The organism is Algibacter amylolyticus (assembly GCF_014202225.1).
GTDB classification, from domain to species: Bacteria; Bacteroidota; Bacteroidia; order Flavobacteriales; family Flavobacteriaceae; genus Algibacter_B; species Algibacter_B amylolyticus.
Genome location: NZ_JACHGE010000004.1, coordinates 316,489 through 336,780, shown reverse-complemented (window position 1 = coordinate 336,780; position 20,292 = coordinate 316,489). Strand labels below are relative to the sequence as shown.

The 20,292-nt window shown below is 35.0% G+C and carries 8 protein-coding genes; all 8 read left to right on the top strand.

What is annotated here, in order from left to right; translation table 11 throughout:
- Window positions 1-4: 4 nt before the first annotated feature.
- The 8 genes from fsa to HNQ90_RS10935 all read left to right on the top strand — a co-directional run bounded on the left by fsa (window position 5) and on the right by HNQ90_RS10935 (window position 20,284).
- Window positions 5-661, top strand: a complete 657-nt coding sequence (fsa, locus tag HNQ90_RS10970) for a fructose-6-phosphate aldolase (RefSeq protein WP_144115842.1) — start codon at window positions 5-7, stop codon at window positions 659-661.
- Between the two features lie 130 nt (window positions 662-791).
- Window positions 792-3,620, top strand: a complete 2,829-nt coding sequence (locus HNQ90_RS10965; RefSeq protein WP_144115841.1) for a DUF5060 domain-containing protein — start codon at window positions 792-794, stop codon at window positions 3,618-3,620.
- A gap of 12 nt (window positions 3,621-3,632) precedes the next feature.
- Entirely contained in the window at window positions 3,633-7,766 is a 4,134-nt protein-coding gene (locus HNQ90_RS10960) for a two-component regulator propeller domain-containing protein (protein ID WP_144115840.1), read from the top strand.
- A gap of 472 nt (window positions 7,767-8,238) precedes the next feature.
- On the top strand, window positions 8,239-10,857 hold the full coding sequence (locus HNQ90_RS10955) for a glycoside hydrolase family 3 protein (protein WP_144115839.1): 2,619 nt from the start codon (window positions 8,239-8,241) through the stop codon (window positions 10,855-10,857).
- 36 nt (window positions 10,858-10,893) lie between these two features.
- Entirely contained in the window at window positions 10,894-13,893 is a 3,000-nt protein-coding gene (locus tag HNQ90_RS10950) for a SusC/RagA family TonB-linked outer membrane protein (protein WP_144115838.1), read from the top strand.
- A gap of 11 nt (window positions 13,894-13,904) precedes the next feature.
- Window positions 13,905-15,398, top strand: a complete 1,494-nt coding sequence (locus HNQ90_RS10945) for a RagB/SusD family nutrient uptake outer membrane protein (protein WP_144115837.1) — start codon at window positions 13,905-13,907, stop codon at window positions 15,396-15,398.
- Between the two features lie 133 nt (window positions 15,399-15,531).
- Complete coding sequence (locus HNQ90_RS10940; protein WP_144115836.1) at window positions 15,532-18,840, top strand: VCBS repeat-containing protein; 3,309 nt, start codon at window positions 15,532-15,534, stop codon at window positions 18,838-18,840.
- Between the two features lie 184 nt (window positions 18,841-19,024).
- Window positions 19,025-20,284, top strand: coding sequence for a carbohydrate binding domain-containing protein (locus tag HNQ90_RS10935; protein WP_144115835.1), 1,260 nt, complete (start codon window positions 19,025-19,027; stop codon window positions 20,282-20,284).
- Window positions 20,285-20,292 lie beyond the last annotated feature (8 nt).

The following is a 20,292-nucleotide window of genomic DNA, read 5'->3' as shown; positions in this document are numbered from 1 at the left end:
ACATATGAAATTTTTTATAGATACAGCAAACCTCGATGATATTGCAGAAGCTCAAGCACTAGGAGTTTTAGATGGTGTTACTACAAACCCATCATTAATGGCGAAAGAAGGGATTACGGGAGCAGATAATATTATAGCTCATTACAAAAAGATATGCGATATTGTTGATGGAGATGTAAGTGCAGAGGTTATTTCTACCGATTTTGAAGGTATGGTAAAAGAAGGTGAGGCTTTAGCAGCGTTACACCCTCAAATAGTAGTAAAAATACCTATGATAGCAGACGGTGTAAAAGCCTGCAAGTATTTTTCAGATAAAGGTATAAGAACCAATGTAACCCTTATATTTTCTCCAGGACAAGCCTTATTAGCAGCCAAAGCAGGTGCCACTTATATGTCCCCATTTTTAGGGCGTTTAGATGATATTTCTACCGATGGATTACAACTTATTGCAGAAATAAGACATATTTACGATAACTATGGTTTTGAAACACAAATTTTAGCAGCATCGGTAAGAAACACTATGCATGTTATTAATTGTGCTAAATTAGGTAGTGATGTTATGACGGGGCCATTATCTTCCATAACAGGATTATTAAAACACCCTTTAACCGATAGCGGATTAGCTAAATTTTTAGAAGATTATAAGAAGGGCAATGCGTAGGAAGTAACATTTTAAATATATACTTTTATAAAGATATTATAAAAGATCAACTAAATTTCGGGGAATTTAAATTAATTCTCCGAAATTTAAAGTTATAAAACGAACCAAAACTAAAACCAAACTAAATACAATGAAAACCCTAACTGTACTTTTGTTTTTTATTTCACAACTCACTTTTTCCCAATACAAAGAGGTTAAAGTAGATGGAACATTTAAAAAATGGCAAAAAGTAACTTTAAGTTTTACTGGCGATACTTTTAATGAGAGTCAAGAAGTTAATCCCTACTTAAATTACAGACTTAATGTTGTTTTTAAACATAAAAACAAAACGTATATAGTTCCTGGTTTTTATGCTGCCGATGGTAATGCAGCCGAAACAAGCGCCAAAACCGGTAAGGTTTGGCAAGTACGATTTATGCCAGATGAGGTTGGTACTTGGACCTACCAAGTATCCTTTAGAAAAGGAGAAAATATAGCCGTAAATGATGATATAAATGCAGGTGAACCTGTTGCTTTTGATGCTTTAAAAGGTGATTTTGAAATTACAAATCCAGATGAAGGCGACAAAGGCAGGTTGCAATATACAGGCGACAGATATTTGCACTATGCCGAAACCAACACGCCCTTTTTAAAAGGCGGTACAGATAGCCCTGAAAACTTTTTAGGCTATTACGAGTTCGATCAAACACCAGATAAGCACAGGTACGAGCCACACGCTCAAGATTGGAGAAAAGGAGATCCTACGTGGCAAAACGGCAAAGGGAAAAACATTATTGGTGCATTAAATTATTTAGCTTCAAAAGGCATGAATTCGGTTTATTTTTTAACCATGAATGTGCAAGGCGATGGTAAAGATGTTTGGCCATGGACCGATGAAAATGAGCGTTATCGTTTTGATTGTAGTAAGTTAGACCAATGGGAGCTTGTTTTCGATCACATGGATGCGCTAGGGTTAATGCTTCATATAGTAACTCAAGAAACAGAAAACGAGCTGTTAATGGATATTGGTGAACTTGGTGTACAACGAAAATTGTATTACCGAGAGTTAATCGCAAGGTTTTCTCATCATTTAGCAATAACGTGGAATTTAGGAGAAGAAAATGGCCCTGTGCATTGGTCGCCAAAAGGACAAAATGATAGCGATAGAAAAGCTATGGCTAAGTATCTTAAAACTCATGATCCTTATAAGAATTTAGTGGTGTTGCATACACATTCCTTACCAGAAGAGCAGGATTTGTATTTAAATCCATTACTAGGTTATCCGTTTTTAGATGGCCCTTCAATCCAAACGCACAAACCCGATTTAATTCACGATATAACCAAAAATTGGATTAACGAATCTCAAAAAAATGGTAGAAATTGGGTTGTAAATCAAGATGAAATAGGTCCTGCCGATACAGGTGCAAAACCAGATAAAGACGATCCTAACCACGATGACATTAGACATCGCGTACTATGGGCAAATTTAATGGCCGGAGGTGCTGGTGTAGAGTGGTATTTTGGATACAAATTTGATCATAACGATTTAAATTGCGAAGATTGGCGTTCTAGAGATGGTGTTTGGAATCAAACAAGATATGCTTTGGACTTTTTTCAGAACTATTTGCCTTTTTCAGAAATGCAATCGGCCGATGGTTTAACCGATAATCCAAACGATTTTGTTTTTGCAAAAAATGATGATACTTACGCCATTTATTTACCAGAAGTAAAAGAAACAAAAATCAACTTATTTGGTTCTAAAAACACGTTTCAAGTAAAATGGTATAACCCAAGAACCGGTGGAGACTTACAAAACGGAAGTGTTAAAACTATAGAAGGTGGTCAAAAGGCGGATATTGGGTTTCCGCCAAATAAAGAAAAAGATTGGGTCGCGTTGTTAAGCTTAAAACGTAAAACAAAAAAAGGCGCTTTAAACACAAAAAAAGAGGTAGTAACCTTAAATGCTTTAACAGATTTTGAAATAGAAACAAATCAAAACAAAGCGGTATACTATAAAGATAAATCTAACGGTGTTTTTGCTATTAATGCTGCAGATAAAGCACAACGCTCTAAGTATGCGTATGCAACCACAAGGTTTAATGGGGTATCTGGTTTGTATGATTTGGCGTTTATTTCAATGGCCGAGAATGATGGTGAATCGGAATACCTTATTTTAAAAAATGGTAGTGTTATAAGCGAGGTAACAAACCCTGAAACAGATAAAACATTTGCAGAAGCACGTTATAATTTAGGCAGATTTTTTATTGCAGAGCATGATATTATACAAATAGCATCTAAGGCTGTTACAAATAAAAAAATACCTGAAAACGATGAAACAGCCTGGTCTAGAGGCCGATGGAGTCGTTTAGTTTTAACACCCGAAGGTATGGTAACTAACGAGATGTTGCAAGCTGAAACTGCTTTTACAGAAAAAGATGGGGTGTTAGAAATTGAGGCAGAGAATTTTCATTACAATTCAAAAAACGGAACAAACAGAACGTGGATTATTAAAACGGCTAAAGAGAAAACAGACCAAAGTAAAACCGCAAGCTCTAATACATATATTGAGGCCTTTCCGGATACACGCGTTACGCATGACGATGTTTTAATTACAGGCGATAACTTTTTTCCTTTGCCAGGTATTGGAGGTTTGGTTTCGTATAAAATAAACGTTAGTACAGCTGGCCGTTACTATGTTTGGGTAAGTGCTTATTCTAATGGTACCGAAGATAATGGAGTGCATGTTGGCATAAATAATACGTGGCCAGAAAGTGGTGCACGTATGCAATGGTGCGAGGGTAAAAATAAATGGACGTGGTCCTCGGCACAACGAGATCCAGATAACCATTGTGGAACGCCAAAAACCATATTTTTGGACCTCGAAGAAGGAACGTCTATTTTATCTTTCTCCATGCGTGAAGATGGTTTTAAAATGGATAGAATTATTCTAACAAAAGATATTAACTTTAGTCCTAAATAAAATTGTAATACTATGCAGCTAACTAGAAGTATTAATCTTTTATTACTTATAGGTTTTGTTTTTACCCTTAATTTTTGGGCACAATCGCCTACTCAAGATTTTAATTTTGTTAATATAAGAGAAGGCATTTCTAAAGTGGGTATTTATTCTATAACTCAAGATCATCATGGGTTTATGTGGATTTGCACTAACGGTTCTGGTTTGTATAAGTTTGATGGCATTGATTATACGTCGTATAAATTTAAAGTTGAAGACTCTACGTCATTACGAAGCAATCTTGTTTTTTCGTCGTATTTAGATAAAGAAAACCGACTATGGATTGGTACAGAAGATGGTTTAAATCTATACAATAGAGATTTAGATCAGTTTGAAAAAATACCTGTTGGTGATACTAACGAAATTGGTATTTCTGTGCTAAGTATAACTGAAGATAATCGTGGAAACCTTTTAATTGGCACTAGAGCTTTAGGTTTATTTCTTCTTAATTTAGAAACTCGCGAGGTTGTTCGCGTAGTTAATAGAAATCGTTATCCCGCTATAAATGCTATAGAAATATGTAACGAAACCGTCTTTTTAGGAACTAGTGTTGGCCTTCGAGTGCTAGATTATTCTAATAATAAAATTAGAAGACCTCAAAACGATAGCGACGCAAATTTTAATTTACCTATACAAACCTTAAAACGCTCTGCAAGCAATCATTTGTGGGCAGGAACTTACGGTAATGGTGTTTTTAAATATCAGACGGAAGACGATACCATTACAGAGGTTTCAAATTTTGAAATAAGTAATAAGCGGATACTAGCAATGATTCAATTGCCAGACCATTCCATATTAGTTGGTTCAGAAAATGATGGCCTTTTTCATTTAAATGATAATGGCTCGCTTATAAAAAGATATGTATACAATAAAAGAGACGAAAATAGTATTCGGTCTAACTCTATTTGGTCTTTATTTCTAGATAAGGAAGAGCGTATATGGCTAGGGTACTACAATAGTGGTGTGGCTGTAAGCGATAAACTCTTTGATAAATTTGCTAACATAGAAAGTTTAACAAGTAATGTAAATTCATTGCAAACGGGCTCTGTAACCGGTATAGTAAAGGACCGTAATAATAAAATATGGGTCTCTATGGATGGTGGAGGTATCGATATTATAGATACTAAAAGCTTAAATTTTAAGCATGTAAATATTTCTAATACGAAGCATTATTCGGGCTTAACGAGTAATTATATACAAACTGTTTTTATAGATAGCAAAGAAAATATTTGGGCAGGAAGTTGGGATAATGGCTTTTATGTGCTTAAAAAGGGCGAAAACAAATTTAAGCATGTAAACGTAGAAAACTCCAATGGAAGCCTAGTTTCTAACGCTATACTATCTATAACAGAGGATCAGGATGGTATTATATGGATAGGTTCGTTTTATACCGGTATATATGCCTATAACCCAGAAACGGATACGCTTAAAAATTATGCTTCTGAGGCATTCGAAAGCATTTCAACTACCGATGTTAGAAAAATTTTGGTAGATAACGATAATACCATTTGGTTTGGTACTACCGATGGCTTATTTAAAATTATTAAAGGTGAAAATGAGACCTTAACCCTTACTTCGTTAGAAGAGGAAATGTCTCAAGCGCCTAATAATCAAAAAAGTGCTAATCATGTTTTGTCCTTGTTTCAATGTTCTAACCAATATATTTGGATTGGGACACGAGGAGCAGGACTTTGCAGATACAACAAGAAAACTAACGAGTTTAAATGGTATAACAAAATCACAGGGTTACAAGAAGAAAATGTAACTGGAATTATTGAAGACGACGCTGGTGCTATTTGGATATCGGGAAACTCGGGGATTTCAAAAATAAATATGGAATCAAATGAAGTAACAAGTTATACTTCTAACGACGGGCTACTGTCCGACGATTTTAACTTTAACGCCACCTTAAAAGATGAAGATGGTGTGCTTTACTTTGGTAATTACAAGGGTATAGATTATTTCCATCCAGAGAAGTTAGAGGTAAATTCGAGTGTGCCTTCTCTGTATTTAACGGGGTTAAAAATTTTTAATAAAGATGTTGTTCCAAACCAAGAAAATAGTCCACTTACCAAGGTTATTACCGAAACTAAAAGTTTAGAATTTAATTATCAGCAAACGGTATTCACTATTGAGTATACTGGGATTAATTATACACGACCAGAAAAAAATCAATATGCTTATTATTTAGAAGGCTTTGAAGAATCTTGGAATTATGTTAGTGATTTACAAAGTGCTACGTATACAAATCTTGATTATGGCGATTATACTTTTAAATTAAAAGCAGCAAATAATGATGGCGTGTGGAACGAAACGCCACTAGAACTTAAAATAACCATGTTGCCGCCATGGTGGAAAACAAATGTCGCTATGCTGTGCTATATTGCCTTATTTTTTATGGGTGTATATCTTTTAAATAGAATGACGCAAAGTCGTATAAAAGAGAAAGAAGCTATAAGAAATGAGCGTATACAGCGTGCACAAGAAGACCAGTTAAATGAGAAGAAAATTCAGTTTTTCACCAATATTTCTCATGAGTTTAGAACGCCGCTAACATTAATAATCAATCCGCTGCAAGACATTCTTCGCGATACCAATTTAACGCTTCCGTTTACGGTTAAAGATAAACTAGATGTTATTTACAGAAATACCGATAGGCTTTACAGAATGATAAACGAGCTTATGGATTTTAGAAAACTGGAACTGGATAAAGTTAATATTAGAGCTTCAGAATTTAATCTTGTTAGTTTAACAAAAGATGTGGTTGCTTTTTTTAAGGAAGAAGCTTCTAGCCGTAACATCTATCTTTCCATGGATGCCGATGTGCCCGATTTACCAATTTGGGCAGATGCTAGTATGTTGGAAAAAATCATCTTCAATATTATGTCTAATGCTATAAAAGTTACACCAGATGGTGGTGCTATTAATGCAGATATTTTATCGACAGACGATTTGGTTTTATTTCCTTTAATAGACGAGAAAAATCCGCGTAAAGCTCTAGAAATTAGAATATCAGATACAGGTCCAGGTTTAGAGAAGGACCAGATTAATAAAATTTTCGAACGCTTTTATCAAATTGAAAATCTTAACAAAGGCTATTATGGTAGCACAGGTATTGGTTTAGAGGTTGTTCAGAGTTTTATAAAACTGCATAAAGGAAAAGTGGAAGTGGAAAGTGAAGTTGGCAAGGGAACCACATTTAGAATTTTACTTCCTGCTGGAAATGCTCATTTTACAAAAGAGCAGCTTGCACCTCAGGTAATTTCAGAAAGCACTAAAAAAGAAAAATTTATTTTAAATGCTGGTCTCAAATCTGTGGAAACAGATAACGATGCAGGAAACGATACTAGGTCTAGTACCTTGCTTATTGTAGAAGATAGTGTTGAGCTTAGAAAATATTTAAAAAGCGAATTAATAAACCATTACAAAATATTAGTTGCCAAAAACGGAAAAGAAGGTTTAAAAATTGCAAAACAATCTATACCAGATATTATTTTAACCGATGTTATTATGCCAGAAATGGATGGGTTTGAGTTTTGTAAACAAATAAAAACCGATATAAAAACCAGTCATATTCCCTTATTAATGCTAACAGCTAAAACTAGAATAGACGATCGTATGGAGGGTATAGGTTTTGGTGCCGATGCCTATATGGTAAAACCGTTTGATATGCGTTTACTAAAATTACGTTTAGCGCAGTTAATAACCAGTAGGAAGCTAATATTCGATAAGTATTTTGGAGATATTAGCGGAAAAGAACAGGCAGGAACAACTTCTATTGATAAAGAGTTTATACAAAAAGTATTAAGCTATATAAGTGAAAACATGAGCGATTCAGATTTAAGTGTTGAGGTTTTAGCATCGCAATTAAACTTAAGTAGAAGTCAACTTTATCGTAAAATCAAATCGCTTACGGGGCAAACTGTTAATGAGTTTTTAAGAAAAATACGTATCCAAAAGGCTAAACAAATTCTTGAAACAGGAAACTCTAATATTAGTGAGGTGTGTTATAAAGTTGGGTTTTCTTCACCGTCGTATTTTACAAAATGTTTTAAAGCTCACTTTGGTATTCTTCCTACCGAGGTTAAGGTAAAAGATGATGGAGTTTAAATAATTAAAAGCTTAAATTTTAGAAAAAAAACATATAATAGTGGGCCATTTAAGTCTAGTTGTTATGTGTTTTTTTTGTTTTAGGTTTAAGCCCATTACTGTACCGTTATATTGTTTTTAGGTTGGCTTATTTCATGTAAATCAAAGTTTTAGCTAGATGGTTGTTTTATAATAAATGTTGCATGTATTGTATCAAATGTTGTAAAACAGCACTTTAAAGGGGTAATCGCAACAAAATTCTCATTGATTGCTTAATGCGTTCTATTAAAAACATAAGAGGTCAAGTATATTTGGTATCATTAAATATTGTTTTTTAAAATGAAGCACCGTAAAACCCGATTAAAACTTTTAGCAGAAATTGTACTGGTGTGTTTTATGCTTTTCATTTTGGTAATGATATTTAGTTTTTTTTAATCGTAAACTGTATATGCTAATAACTAAACTTAACATAGTGCACTCAAAATATTATAACATGGTTGTTGTTGTAATGTTTGTTTCTATCTTGATGTCGTGTAACTCAAATAAAAAAGAGGTTGCTTTTCAGTTTCAAGATGAATCACTTTCTGCAGAAGAGCGCGTTAATGATTTGGTATCGCGTTTAACGTTAAAAGAAAAAATTTCTCAGTTGCGCTATGATGCTCCAGCTATATCAAGATTAGGTATACCTGAGTACAATTGGTGGAACGAATGTTTGCACGGCGTTGCAAGAGCGGGCGAAGCAACGGTTTTTCCGCAAGCAATTGGTATGGGAGCAACTTGGAACCCAGATTTAATTTTCGAAATGGGAACCGCGGTTTCAGATGAAGCTAGGGCTAAACACCATCAATTTATAAAAGAGGGAAAAAGACGCATGGGGCAGGGTTTAACATTCTGGACACCCAATATTAATATTTTTAGAGATCCGCGCTGGGGTAGAGGTCAAGAAACCTATGGCGAAGATCCGTTTTTAACTGGTAAAATTGGCGTTAACTATATTAATGCCTTGCAAGGCGACGATGATAAATATTTAAAGGTCGTTGCTACAGCTAAGCATTTTGCCGTACACAGCGGTCCGGAGAAATCTAGACATCAAGATAACTATCAAACTAACAATAAAGATTTATACGAAACCTATTTACCAGCATTTAAAGCAGCAGTAAAAGAGGCCAATGTGTATTCTGTAATGTGTGCCTATAACAGATATAGAGATGCGCCATGTTGTGGAAGCGACATGTTATTACAAAAAATTCTTCGTAACGATTGGGGTTTCAATGGTTATGTAGTGTCAGATTGTTGGGCCATAAACGATTTTTGGCAAGCCGAAAATCATGGTGTTGTAGAAACGCCTGCTGAAGCGGCAGCTATGGCGTTAAATAATGGTACAGATTTAAACTGCGGAAATGTTTACGACCCTAGCCTTAATGATGCTATTTTAAAAGAATTGGTAGATGAAGTAGCTATTGATGCTGCTGTGAAAAAACTGTTTTTAGCACGTTTTAAATTAGGCATGTTTGATGCGACAGAACATGTAAAATGGGCAAACATACCTTACGATGTTGTGGCAAGCAAGGGACATTTAGCTTTATCAGAAAAAGTAGCTCAAGAATCTATGGTGTTGCTTAAAAACGAAAACAAAACATTACCACTAAGTAAAGATTTAAAATCGATAGCCATAATTGGTCCTAATGCAAATGCTACACAAGCTTTATTAGGTAATTACCACGGTACACCGCAACAGTTTATTACACCATTAAAGGCTATTAAAGCTAAGTTGCCTAATGCAGAAATCCATTATGCTTTGGGTAGTGATATTGCTACGGGATGGTCCACTTTAACACCTATTCCTATTACGGTCCTTAAAAGCGAAGGCGAAGCAGGATTAAAAGGCGAGTACTATAGTAATAATGTTTTTAAAGGAACGCCAGAGTTTACCAGAGTAGATAGTATTATCAATTTTGTTTGGACGCCAAAACGCCCTATTAACAATTTAAAATCTGACAACTTTTCAGTGCGATGGAGCGGAGCAATAAAACCAACAGAAAGTGGTGCTTACAGAATTGGATTAAAGGCAAGTAGTTTTGCTAAACTATTTGTAAACGATTCACTTTACTTTGAGTTTAGTGCAGAATATGAGCCAAAAACAAAGTATTTCGATACGGTTTTAGAAAAAGACAAATCATACAATATAAAAATAGAATATAACAATGCATTATCCGATCCACAAGCACATTTGCTTTGGGCTAAATTAGATGAAGACTTAATAACTCCAGCTATAAAGGCGGTTAATAAAGCCGATGTTGCTATATTGTTTTTAGGGCTTTCGCCAGAAATTGAAGGCGAAGAAATGGAAGTGGAATTAGAAGGTTTCGATAAAGGTGACCGCTCTGAAATTTCATTACCTAAAAACCAAATTGAATTAATGAAAAAGGTACATGCAACCGGAAAACCAACTGTTGTAGTTTTAATGAACGGGAGTGCATTGGCTGTAAATTGGGCGGCTAATAATGTTCCTGCAATTTTAGAAGCTTGGTATCCAGGAGAATTTGGAGGAAAAGCTATTGCCGATGTATTATTTGGAGATTATAATCCTGGAGGAAAACTGCCGGTAACTTTTTATAAATCGGTATCAGATTTACCAGATTTTAAAGATTATAACATGGCCAATAGAACATATAAATATTTTAAAGGAGATCCTTTGTTTCCTTTTGGTCATGGTTTAAGCTATTCTAATTTCGAATATTCAAACCTAAACATAGCAGATCAAGTAAGCCTTAAAAATGCTATTAATATTTCAGTAGAAATAAAAAATACAAGTAAAATTGCAGGCGATGATGTGGTTCAAATTTACTTAACACATTTGGATAGAGAAGCGCAAAACGCAATTAGAACTTTGGTTAGTTTCGATAGAGTGCATCTAGCTGCTGGAGAGACTAAAACCTTAAATTATAAAATAGATGCCGAACAATATGCCTGGATTAATGCCGAAGGAAAAAAGATTCTAGAGCCAGGTAATGTATTGCTAAGCGTAGGTGGTAAACAACCAAATTTTACTGGTGTTGCCAATGCGAGTTCAACATCTGTTTTTACAAAAAGAGTATTATTAACAAACTAAATAAATAACTAAATTAATTAACTTAAACTATTTAATATGATGAAGTTTAAACTTTTGGGTATGTTGCTTGCTATGTTTTGCATGCAAAATGCCTTTTCACAAGCAAAAAGCATAAGCGGTACAGTATCAGATGTTGGCGGTGTTCCACTACCTGGTGTATCCGTAATTGTTGAGGGTACAACAAATGGTGCATCTACCGATTTTGATGGTAATTTTACTTTACAAAATGTAAATAATGGAGATCAACTTGTTGTAACTTATATTGGTATGGCTACCAAAACAATTCCTGTTGGCAGTCAAAATACCTTTGCAATAACATTAGAAGAATCTCTAGAAGCGCTCGATGCTATTGTAGTAGTTGGTTATGGAGCACAAAGTAGAGCTACTGTAACTGGTGCAATATCTACCGTAGATACTGATGAGATATCAGCTTTACCCGTAACAAATGCTGAATCGGCCCTAGAAGGACGAGCGCCAGGTATTACAGTTGTAAATAGCGGTGTTCCGGGTTCTAGCCCTTTAGTATTAATTAGAGGTTTAGGAACTTTTGGCGACAATAGCCCACTATATGTGATAGACGGTGTTATTGTTGGAAATTTATCGGGGATAAGTCCAAGCGATATAGAAAATGTGTCTATTTTAAAAGATGCATCAACCACTGCAATTTATGGTGCGCGAGGCTCAAATGGGGTAGTGTTAGTTACAACCAAAAAAGGAAAAAAGGGTAAAGGCCAATTATCTTTTAGTACTTATGCTGGGTTTCAAAGAAATACCGAGCGTTATAATACCATGAATACTATCGAGTATTTACAACACGCAGGTAATTTAGGGGTATTTCCAAACAGACCATTATCCACCTTTAAAATAAACACTAACTATCAGGATGAGATTTTTAGAACAGGATTAATGCAGAATTATAACATGAATTATTCTGCAGGAACAGAAAACAGCTCTCAGTTTTTTTCTGGTGAATATTTAAAGCAAGAAGGTATTATTGTAAATACTGGTTTTGAGAGATATTCGTTTAGAGCAAATAGTTCTTTTACCACTGGTAAATTAACCGTTGGAGAGTCTATGTCTATTTCTTTTGGCGAACAAAGCCCAGAGCGAGAAGGTGGTGGTAGAACCTTAATAACTCACGCTATTAAAGCTGCACCATACCTGCCGGTTTACAACTCTAACAATGATGGTGGTTTTCAAGGACCTTCATCTTCTGCCGATGGGCAAGATGCAGAAAACCCGGTAAGAATTCAAACTCTTCCAACTGGTGTTAATAAAACCTTAGGTATTATTGGTAATGTGTATGCCGAATTAGAATTACTTGAAGGTTTAACAGCTAAAACACAAGTTGGTTTAGATTATTTTACTTTTGATGGCAGTACTTTTACGCCTACTTTTAATGACGATAGTGTAGAAGGTAGTACAACCCACGCTCAAAATTTTGCGGAATATGGTAGAAGTCATACACAAGGACATACTATTATGTTAACTAATAGCTTAACGTATAACACTACGTTAGGAGATAGCCATAATATTGAGCTTTTAGCATTAGCAGAAAACAATAAAAGAAAAAGCACGAATTTTGGAGGTAGCGCCAGAAACGAAATAACTAATGAGTTAATTCAATTTGGACCAACAAATCAATCTATAGGAAGTGGATCTAGTCAAACTAATAGACAAGGTTACTTAGGTAGATTAAACTATAACTACGATAATAAATATATCTTATCTGCTTCCATTAGAAGAGATGCTTCTTCTAGATTTGGTGAAAATAACAGATGGGGTACTTTTCCATCGGCATCGTTAGGATGGAATTTATCTAAAGAAAGTTTCTTAGAAAATACAGCTTTTAGTAATTTAAAAATACGTGGTAGTTACGGTATTACTGGTAACGATAAAATTGGAGATTACCAGTATAGTGCAAGTTTAGCAGGAGGTTTTGAGTATCCAATAGGAGACAGCAATGGCCCAGGTGTAACTGCAGATGGTGGTGCAAATCCAGATTTAAAATGGGAGGAAACTACCATAATGAATGTAGGTTTAGATTTTGGCTTTGCAAATCAAAAATTTACCGGTACCATTGAATATTACCGAAACAAAAGTGACGATTTACTATTAAGTTTACCAGCACCATTATCAAACGGTATTAACGCTGGAAATATTACTGCAAATGTTGGTAGTGTAGAAACTAGTGGTTTTGAGTTGGCTTTAGGTTATAACGATATGGAAGGCGATTTTACTTGGTCTGCAAACCTTAACGTAGGTACAAGTACCAACGAAGTATTAAGTTTAGGTAACTTAGAAGCTTTTGAAGGGGCAGCTATGAAAGACGGAAAAGGAAATATTTCTAGAACAGTTGTTGGCGAATCATTATTCCATTTTTATGGTTTAGTAAGTGATGGTATTTACCAAAACCAGGCCGAGGTTGATGCTGTATTTACGGCAAACCCTGGGCAAACAGTTGTGCAACCGGGAGATGTTAGATATAAAGATTTAAATGGCGATGGAGATATCACTTCCGAAGATCGCGATATTTTAGCAGATCCTTATCCAGATTTTACTTATGGTTTAAATCTATCGGCTAATTATAAAAATTTCGATTTTAACTGTTATGTAACAGGTATTCAAGGTATCGATATTTACAACGAAAACAAATACGATTTAGAGGCAGGTGCAAATAGATTATTTAATGGTAGCAAAGTGTTATTAGATAGTTGGACACCAACTAATCCTTCAACAACCCAGCCAAGAGTTCCGGGTGCGCCACAAAACCACTCTGTGTCTGATAGATATGTTGAAGACGGATCGTTTGCTAGATTAAAAAATATTAGCATAGGTTATACTTTTACGGGTCCTGTTTTTGATAACTATTTTTCAAAACTAAGATTATACGCTAGTGGTCAAAACTTAATAACTATTACAGATTATTCTGGGTTAGATCCAGAAATAGGTCAAGGAAATCAAGAGTTTGGTATTGATAGAGGACGTTACCCACAACCAAAATCGGTTATCCTAGGATTACAAGTATCATTTTAAAAAATAAGACTATGAAAACATATAAATTTATACTTACAGCACTGTTAGGGATTTTTCTTATAAATTCCTGTTCAGATAAAGAATTAGAATTAACAAATCCTAATCAGCTTTCACCAGATACATTTTTTTCTAACGAGGCACAAGTTCAATCAGCCGTAAACGCTGCGTATGCCAACTTACAACCCTTTGGTTTATACGGTCGCCTTATCTGGTATATGATGGATAACATGTCGCATGAGCAATCTGGAAATGGACAACAAGAGGCAGATAAAGTTACTTTTGCCGATTTTTCTTTCGATTCTAGTAACGGGCAAATTGCCGAGTATTGGGATGCTTGTTACAGAGGCGTAAACAAAGCTAATTTTGTTATTGGTAATAAATCTATTATAGATCAAATACCAGAAAATTCACTATCAGAAGTTAAAAAAAGAAAGTTTTTAGGAGAAGCTAGATTTTTAAGAGCACAATACTACTGGTTGTTAGTAAACAGATTTGGAAATATCCCATTAAGAAATGGAGACTTTACACAACCAGAAGGTAAGCCTGTAAGTCCTAAAGCAGATGTAATTAAATTAATTATTGAAGATTTAACTTATGCATCGGCAAATTTATTACCAAAATCTGAAGAAGAAAAAGGTAGAGCAACAAAAGGAGCAGCCCAAGCCTTTTTAGGTAAAGTATTGTTGTACCAAAAAGAGTATGCAGCAGCATTAGATTCTTTTAATAAAATGTCTGGGTATGATTTAGAAATCGATTATTATGATAACTTCAAAGAGGAAACAGAGCATGGTATAGAATCTGTATGGGAAGTTCAATACGATTTATCTTTAGGAACCGGAGCAAAATGGGATAGCCCTGTAGTTGGAGCTGGTCAAAACCATGCAACCTTTAGAGGGCAAGATTATGGTGTTTTAGATTGGTTTAACACTTATCCTTCTGATGATTTAGTAGCTTCTTTCGAGCCTGGAGATAAACGATTAAATGGAAGTTTCTATTTCCCTGGCGATACTTACAATAATGGTAACAATACGCTAACTGAAGATGATTTTGCCGAAAACAGCGGAAATATTCGTCCCGTAGCATGGAAAAAATACCAAAACTATTATAAACAAGCTACTGAAGCTCAGGAATCTGGAATTAACCCAAAAGTTATTCGTTATGCAGATGTCTTGTTAATGATGGCCGAATGTGAAAATGAAAAACCTGGTGGTTCGCAATCTGTTGCCGTAGGTTATATAAACCGTGTTAGAGCAAGAGCAGGGTTAGTAGCATTGCCTACTACCTTATCAAAATCTCAAGTTTTTGATGCCATTGTGCAAGAAAGAAAGGTAGAGTTAAGTGGCGAGCAAGTACGTTTTGATGATATGATTAGATGGGGCATTGTAGGTACAGAATTAGCAGGAACTAACTTTCAAGTTGGTAAGCACGAGCTATGGCCTATACCAGACAAAGAAATTGCTACAAATCCTAACGTTACAGTTGCAGATCAAAACCCAGGATATTAATTTTTTGTTTGAGTTAGTTTAGTTGAGTTTGAAAAGCAACACGTTTTATATGTGTTGCTTTTTGTGCTTTGGCTAAAAATAAAGGAGCTATTAGCTATAATGTAACTATATTAATGGAAAATAATATGACATCATGAGTACAAATTTTTTAAATAACAGATGGTTTTTTATCATTCTTTTAGGGTGTCTTTTTAGCTGCAATAAAGAACAGAATACAGCTAAAAAAATTGAAGCCAAAATATTTAAAACCCTAGAGCTAGAACGCTCTGGTATAAATTTTAAAAATACACTAACAGAAAACGATTCTTTAAACTATTTTACCTACACGTATTTGTACATGGGTGGTGGTGTTTCGGCAGGTGATATTAATAACGACGGACTTATAGATTTATATTTTACAGGCAACCAGGTATCAAATAAATTATACTTAAATAAAGGCAATTTAAAATTCGAAGACATTACACAGCAAGCGGGTGTAAGCGGTAACGGTAATTGGTATACAGGTGTTACTATGGCCGATGTTAACGGTGATGGTTTTCTAGATATTTATTGTTCGGTAAGCGGCAAATATGAGCCAAGGCATAACCAACTATTCATAAATAATCAAGATGGTACGTTTACCGAAAAAGCTAAAGAATATGGATTGGATGATGTTGGACACAGCGTACAAGCCACGTTTTTTGACTATGATAAAGATGGTGATTTAGACCTTTATGTAGCCAATTATCCACCAACAAAATTTAATTCTCCTGTTTTTGTTTATGTTCAAAACATGAGAAATGTAAAGGATAATGAAACCGACCATTTATACCGAAATGATGGCGGTCACTTTACAGATGTTACCAATGAAGCTGGCGTAAGAACCTACGGCTTGTCATTAAGTGCTACCATAGGAGATTTAAACAATGATTCTTGGCCAGACATTTATGTGTCTAACGATTTTAGTTCGCCAGATTTTATGTACCTAAATAATCAAGATGGTACATTTAAAGAGGTTGTAAAACAGGCCACTAATCATACGGCATTTTATGGTATGGGCGCAGATATTTCAGATTTTAATAACGATGGAAATTTGGATATTTTTCAAGTAGACATGGATGCAGAAAACCATAGAAGGCAAAAAGCAAATATGGCAAGTATGAATCCGGAATTGTTCTGGAATACCGTCAATGCAGGATTTCATTACCAATACATGCATAATTGTATGCAATTAAATTCGGGTGTTTTTACAAATGGCATGCCTCATTTTTCCAATGTATCTCGCATTACAGGAACATCATCTACAGATTGGAGTTGGGGACCGCTATTCGCCGATTTCGATAATGATGGGTTAAAGGATTTATATATTTCTAACGGTACGAGACGCGAAATTAATAATAACGATTACTTTAATAGTTTAGAAGGTGGTAAGCTAGAAACCACAGATTTGCTTAAAAAAAGTCTTGAAATTCCTTCAGAAAGAATTGATAATTTCATGTATCACAATAAAGGTAACCTTCAGTTTGAGCATGTTAATAAAGCGTGGGGTATAGAATTTAAAGGGTTTTCAAATGGGGTTACTTATGCCGATTTGGATAATGATGGCGATTTAGAAATTATTACCAATAATATTGATGATTATGCTTCTGTGTTCGAAAATACCAGTGCTGCAAGCAACAATTATATCACTATAAAATTTAACAGTAAATCAAAAAACACCAACGGTATTGGTAATCGTGTCTATCTTAAGTCTGGCGGTATAACCCAAATGCAAGAGTTAACCTTAACACGTGGGTTTCAATCATCGGTTGCACCAGAGTTGCATTTCGGTTTAAATAAAACTGAAACTATCGACGAGTTAAAAGTGGTTTGGACTAATGGTAAAATTCAAAAACTAAACAATGTTGCGGTTAATCAAACACTTGTTTTAAATGAAGAATATGCTATTAAAGCATCTTCTGAAACTCTAGAAAACAAAACCTTGTTTTTAACCACTAATGGCATTTTTCCTGAATATATACATCAAGAAAATAGTTATGACGATTTTATAGACCAAGTGCTGCTACCACATAAAATGTCCACCTTTGGGCCTGCTCTTGCTGTGGGCGATTTAAATAACGATGGATTGGATGATTATTTTGTTGGAGGTGCTTCTGGTTATTCTGGTAAATTATTTTTTCAGACTAAAACTGGTTTTGAAGAAAAAGTGCTAAAGGTTTTAGAAGATGATAAACAAAGTGAAGATGTTGGCGCGCTTATTTTCGATGCCGATAATGATGGCGATAACGATTTGTATATTGTTAGTGGTGGTTATGAGTTTGAACCAAATGCAAAACAACTACAAGACAGACTTTACATTAACAAGGGTAAAGGCGATTTTGTAAAAGCTTCAAATGCCTTACCAAATTTTCCTATAAGTGGGTCTAAAGCGTACCAAGCAGATTTCGATAAAGATGGTAAAGACGATCTGCTAGTATTGGGGCGTCAAATGCCAAAACATTATCCATCGCCGGTTTCTTCAGTTTTATTAAAAAATACTAGTAATAATGGTAACGCACAGTTTGATGTTTTTTCTAAAATGCAACCAAAAGCATTTGAGAATTTAGGAATGGCAACAAGTGCAATAATTACAGATTTTAACAACGATTCGTGGTTAGATATTATTATTGTTGGCGAGTGGATGCCTATTCGTGTGTTTCAGAATATGAAAACCGAATTTAGAGAAGTTTCAGAAGATATGGGACTTACCAAAGATACCACAGGTTGGTGGTGGAGCATTCAAGAAGGCGATTTTGATAATGATGGCGATATGGATTATATCGTTGGGAACAATGGCTTAAACTATAAATACAAAGCAACACCCGATGCTACTTTCGATATTTTTGTAAACGATTTTGATAAAAACAATAAAGAAGATATTGTATTAAGTTATTACGAAGAAGGTAAACAATACCCTGTTCGTGGACGCGGATGCTCTTCGCAACAAATACCTGCTATAAAACAAAAGTTTAAGAATTATGAAAGTTTTGCCGAAGCAACTTTAGTGGATGTGTACTCGGAAGAATCACTTGAAAAAGCATTACACTATCAAGTAAAATCTTTTGCGAGTATCTATTTAGAAAATAAAAACGGCAAGTTTATTACACATCAACTACCTATTGAGGCACAAGTATCGAGCATCAATCAAATTGTGGTAAACGATTTTGATAAGGACTCAAATCTAGATGCCTTAATTATAGGTAACCTTTATAGCTCTGAAGTGGAAACACCAAGAAACGATGCCAGCCATGGTTTGTTTTTAAAAGGTAATGGACAAGGCGAATTTAAGGTATTGCCTGCTTATAAATCTGGTTTTTTTGTTAAAGGCGACGCTAAGGATATGCAACCTATAAAGGTTAATAATGAAACGTATATTTTAATTGCTAAAAATAACGATTCATTAGATGTTGTAAAAGTGAGGTGAAACGCCCGTTTTATTGTAAAAAAGCAACAATTTTATTAGTCATCGCTACATTTATTATACTCAAAAAGATGGCTAAAGAATACATTTGAGTATCTAAAATATGGATTCGATTTTAAAACAATTCAAGTTGTTTTTTTCAAGTTGAAAACATATCGGTAACTAAAATAAACTAATTAAAACTATTATGAAAACAACTAAAATTTTAAGTTTTTTATGTTTAAGTCTGGCGTTTTGGTCATGTTCTGATGACGAAGCGGTTATAGAACTAACACAACCACAATTTACAGTAACGGCTCCAGAAGGAGAGTCTGGACTTTTTACATTCGAAAACACCACACCAAACAAAGGAGAGTTTTATAACTTTTGGGAATTTGAAGTTGGCGGTCCTAAGGTAATCGACCAAGATGGTCCTGTAACTTACGAGTATAGTTCCTCTGGTGATAAAACGGTAACCTTAACTATGGTGAGTTCGTTAACAAACATGAAAACCAGTCAAAATATTACGGTAACCTTACCTCCACCAGCAGATATTAGATACTTAATTAATCCTGAGAATTTATTAGGTAATGGGTATTTTGGAGAAGGCGAAGGTAACGACTTTACTAATTGGAGTAAAAATAATGGAGCCGACAGAATGACTGAAGAGCGCAACGATCCACTTGTAGGGTCTAGAGCCATAAAAGTTAATAACGAAGTGGATGGAAACGAGTGGGAAACGCAATTAGTTTCTGATGCATTTCCTACCGTTGATGGCGAAAAATATACAGCCTCTGTTTGGATTAAAGGATCGGCCGTTTCAATACGTTTTTCTACTAACCCAGGCGTTGGCGGAGATCAATATGCAGGTAGTTACACACCAACTGCAGATTGGACTCAGTATACATGGACGTTTACTGCTAATTCGGCTACAACTTTATTAGCACTAGATATGGGAAAAACAAAAGGAACATTTATAATTGATGCCGTAGAGGTTGTGGCAGGCGAAACAGCTTTACCGTTACCGTCCAATGATAGTGCGCTTTTAAACGGCGATTTAGAAAATGGTGAAGGTGATGATTTTGCTAATTGGAACCAAAATAATGGTACAGATAGAATGACTCAAGAAACTGTAGATGTTTTAAGTGGATCTCGAGCGCTTAAAGTTAATAATGGTGTTGATGGTAACGAATGGGAAACCCAATTTGTAAGTGATGCTTTTGATGTTGAAGATGGTGCAAGTTATACGGCTTCAGTTTGGATAAAAGGAGACCCTGTAGAAATTCGCTTTTCAACTAACCCAGGTTTAGGTGGCGAGCAGTATGCTGGAAATTATACGGCTACAGCAGACTGGACTAAATACTCATGGGAATTTAATGCTAATTCGGCTTCCATGACTTTAGCTCTCGACATGGGAAAAACAAAAGGAACATTTTTAATAGACGCTATAAAAGTTGTAAAAAACTAAAAGAAAAT

Excerpts from the sequence above, each read along its gene's own strand:
- fsa (WP_144115842.1), top strand. The coding sequence starts at position 5 with ATGAAATTTTTTATAGATACAGCAAACCTCGATGATATTGCAGAAGCT.
- HNQ90_RS10965 (WP_144115841.1), top strand. The coding sequence starts at position 792 with ATGAAAACCCTAACTGTACTTTTGTTTTTTATTTCACAACTCACTTTT.
- HNQ90_RS10960 (WP_144115840.1), top strand. The coding sequence starts at position 3,633 with ATGCAGCTAACTAGAAGTATTAATCTTTTATTACTTATAGGTTTTGTT.
- HNQ90_RS10955 (WP_144115839.1), top strand. The coding sequence starts at position 8,239 with ATGGTTGTTGTTGTAATGTTTGTTTCTATCTTGATGTCGTGTAACTCA.
- HNQ90_RS10950 (WP_144115838.1), top strand. The coding sequence starts at position 10,894 with ATGATGAAGTTTAAACTTTTGGGTATGTTGCTTGCTATGTTTTGCATG.
- HNQ90_RS10945 (WP_144115837.1), top strand. The coding sequence starts at position 13,905 with ATGAAAACATATAAATTTATACTTACAGCACTGTTAGGGATTTTTCTT.
- HNQ90_RS10940 (WP_144115836.1), top strand. The coding sequence starts at position 15,532 with ATGAGTACAAATTTTTTAAATAACAGATGGTTTTTTATCATTCTTTTA.
- HNQ90_RS10935 (WP_144115835.1), top strand. The coding sequence starts at position 19,025 with ATGAAAACAACTAAAATTTTAAGTTTTTTATGTTTAAGTCTGGCGTTT.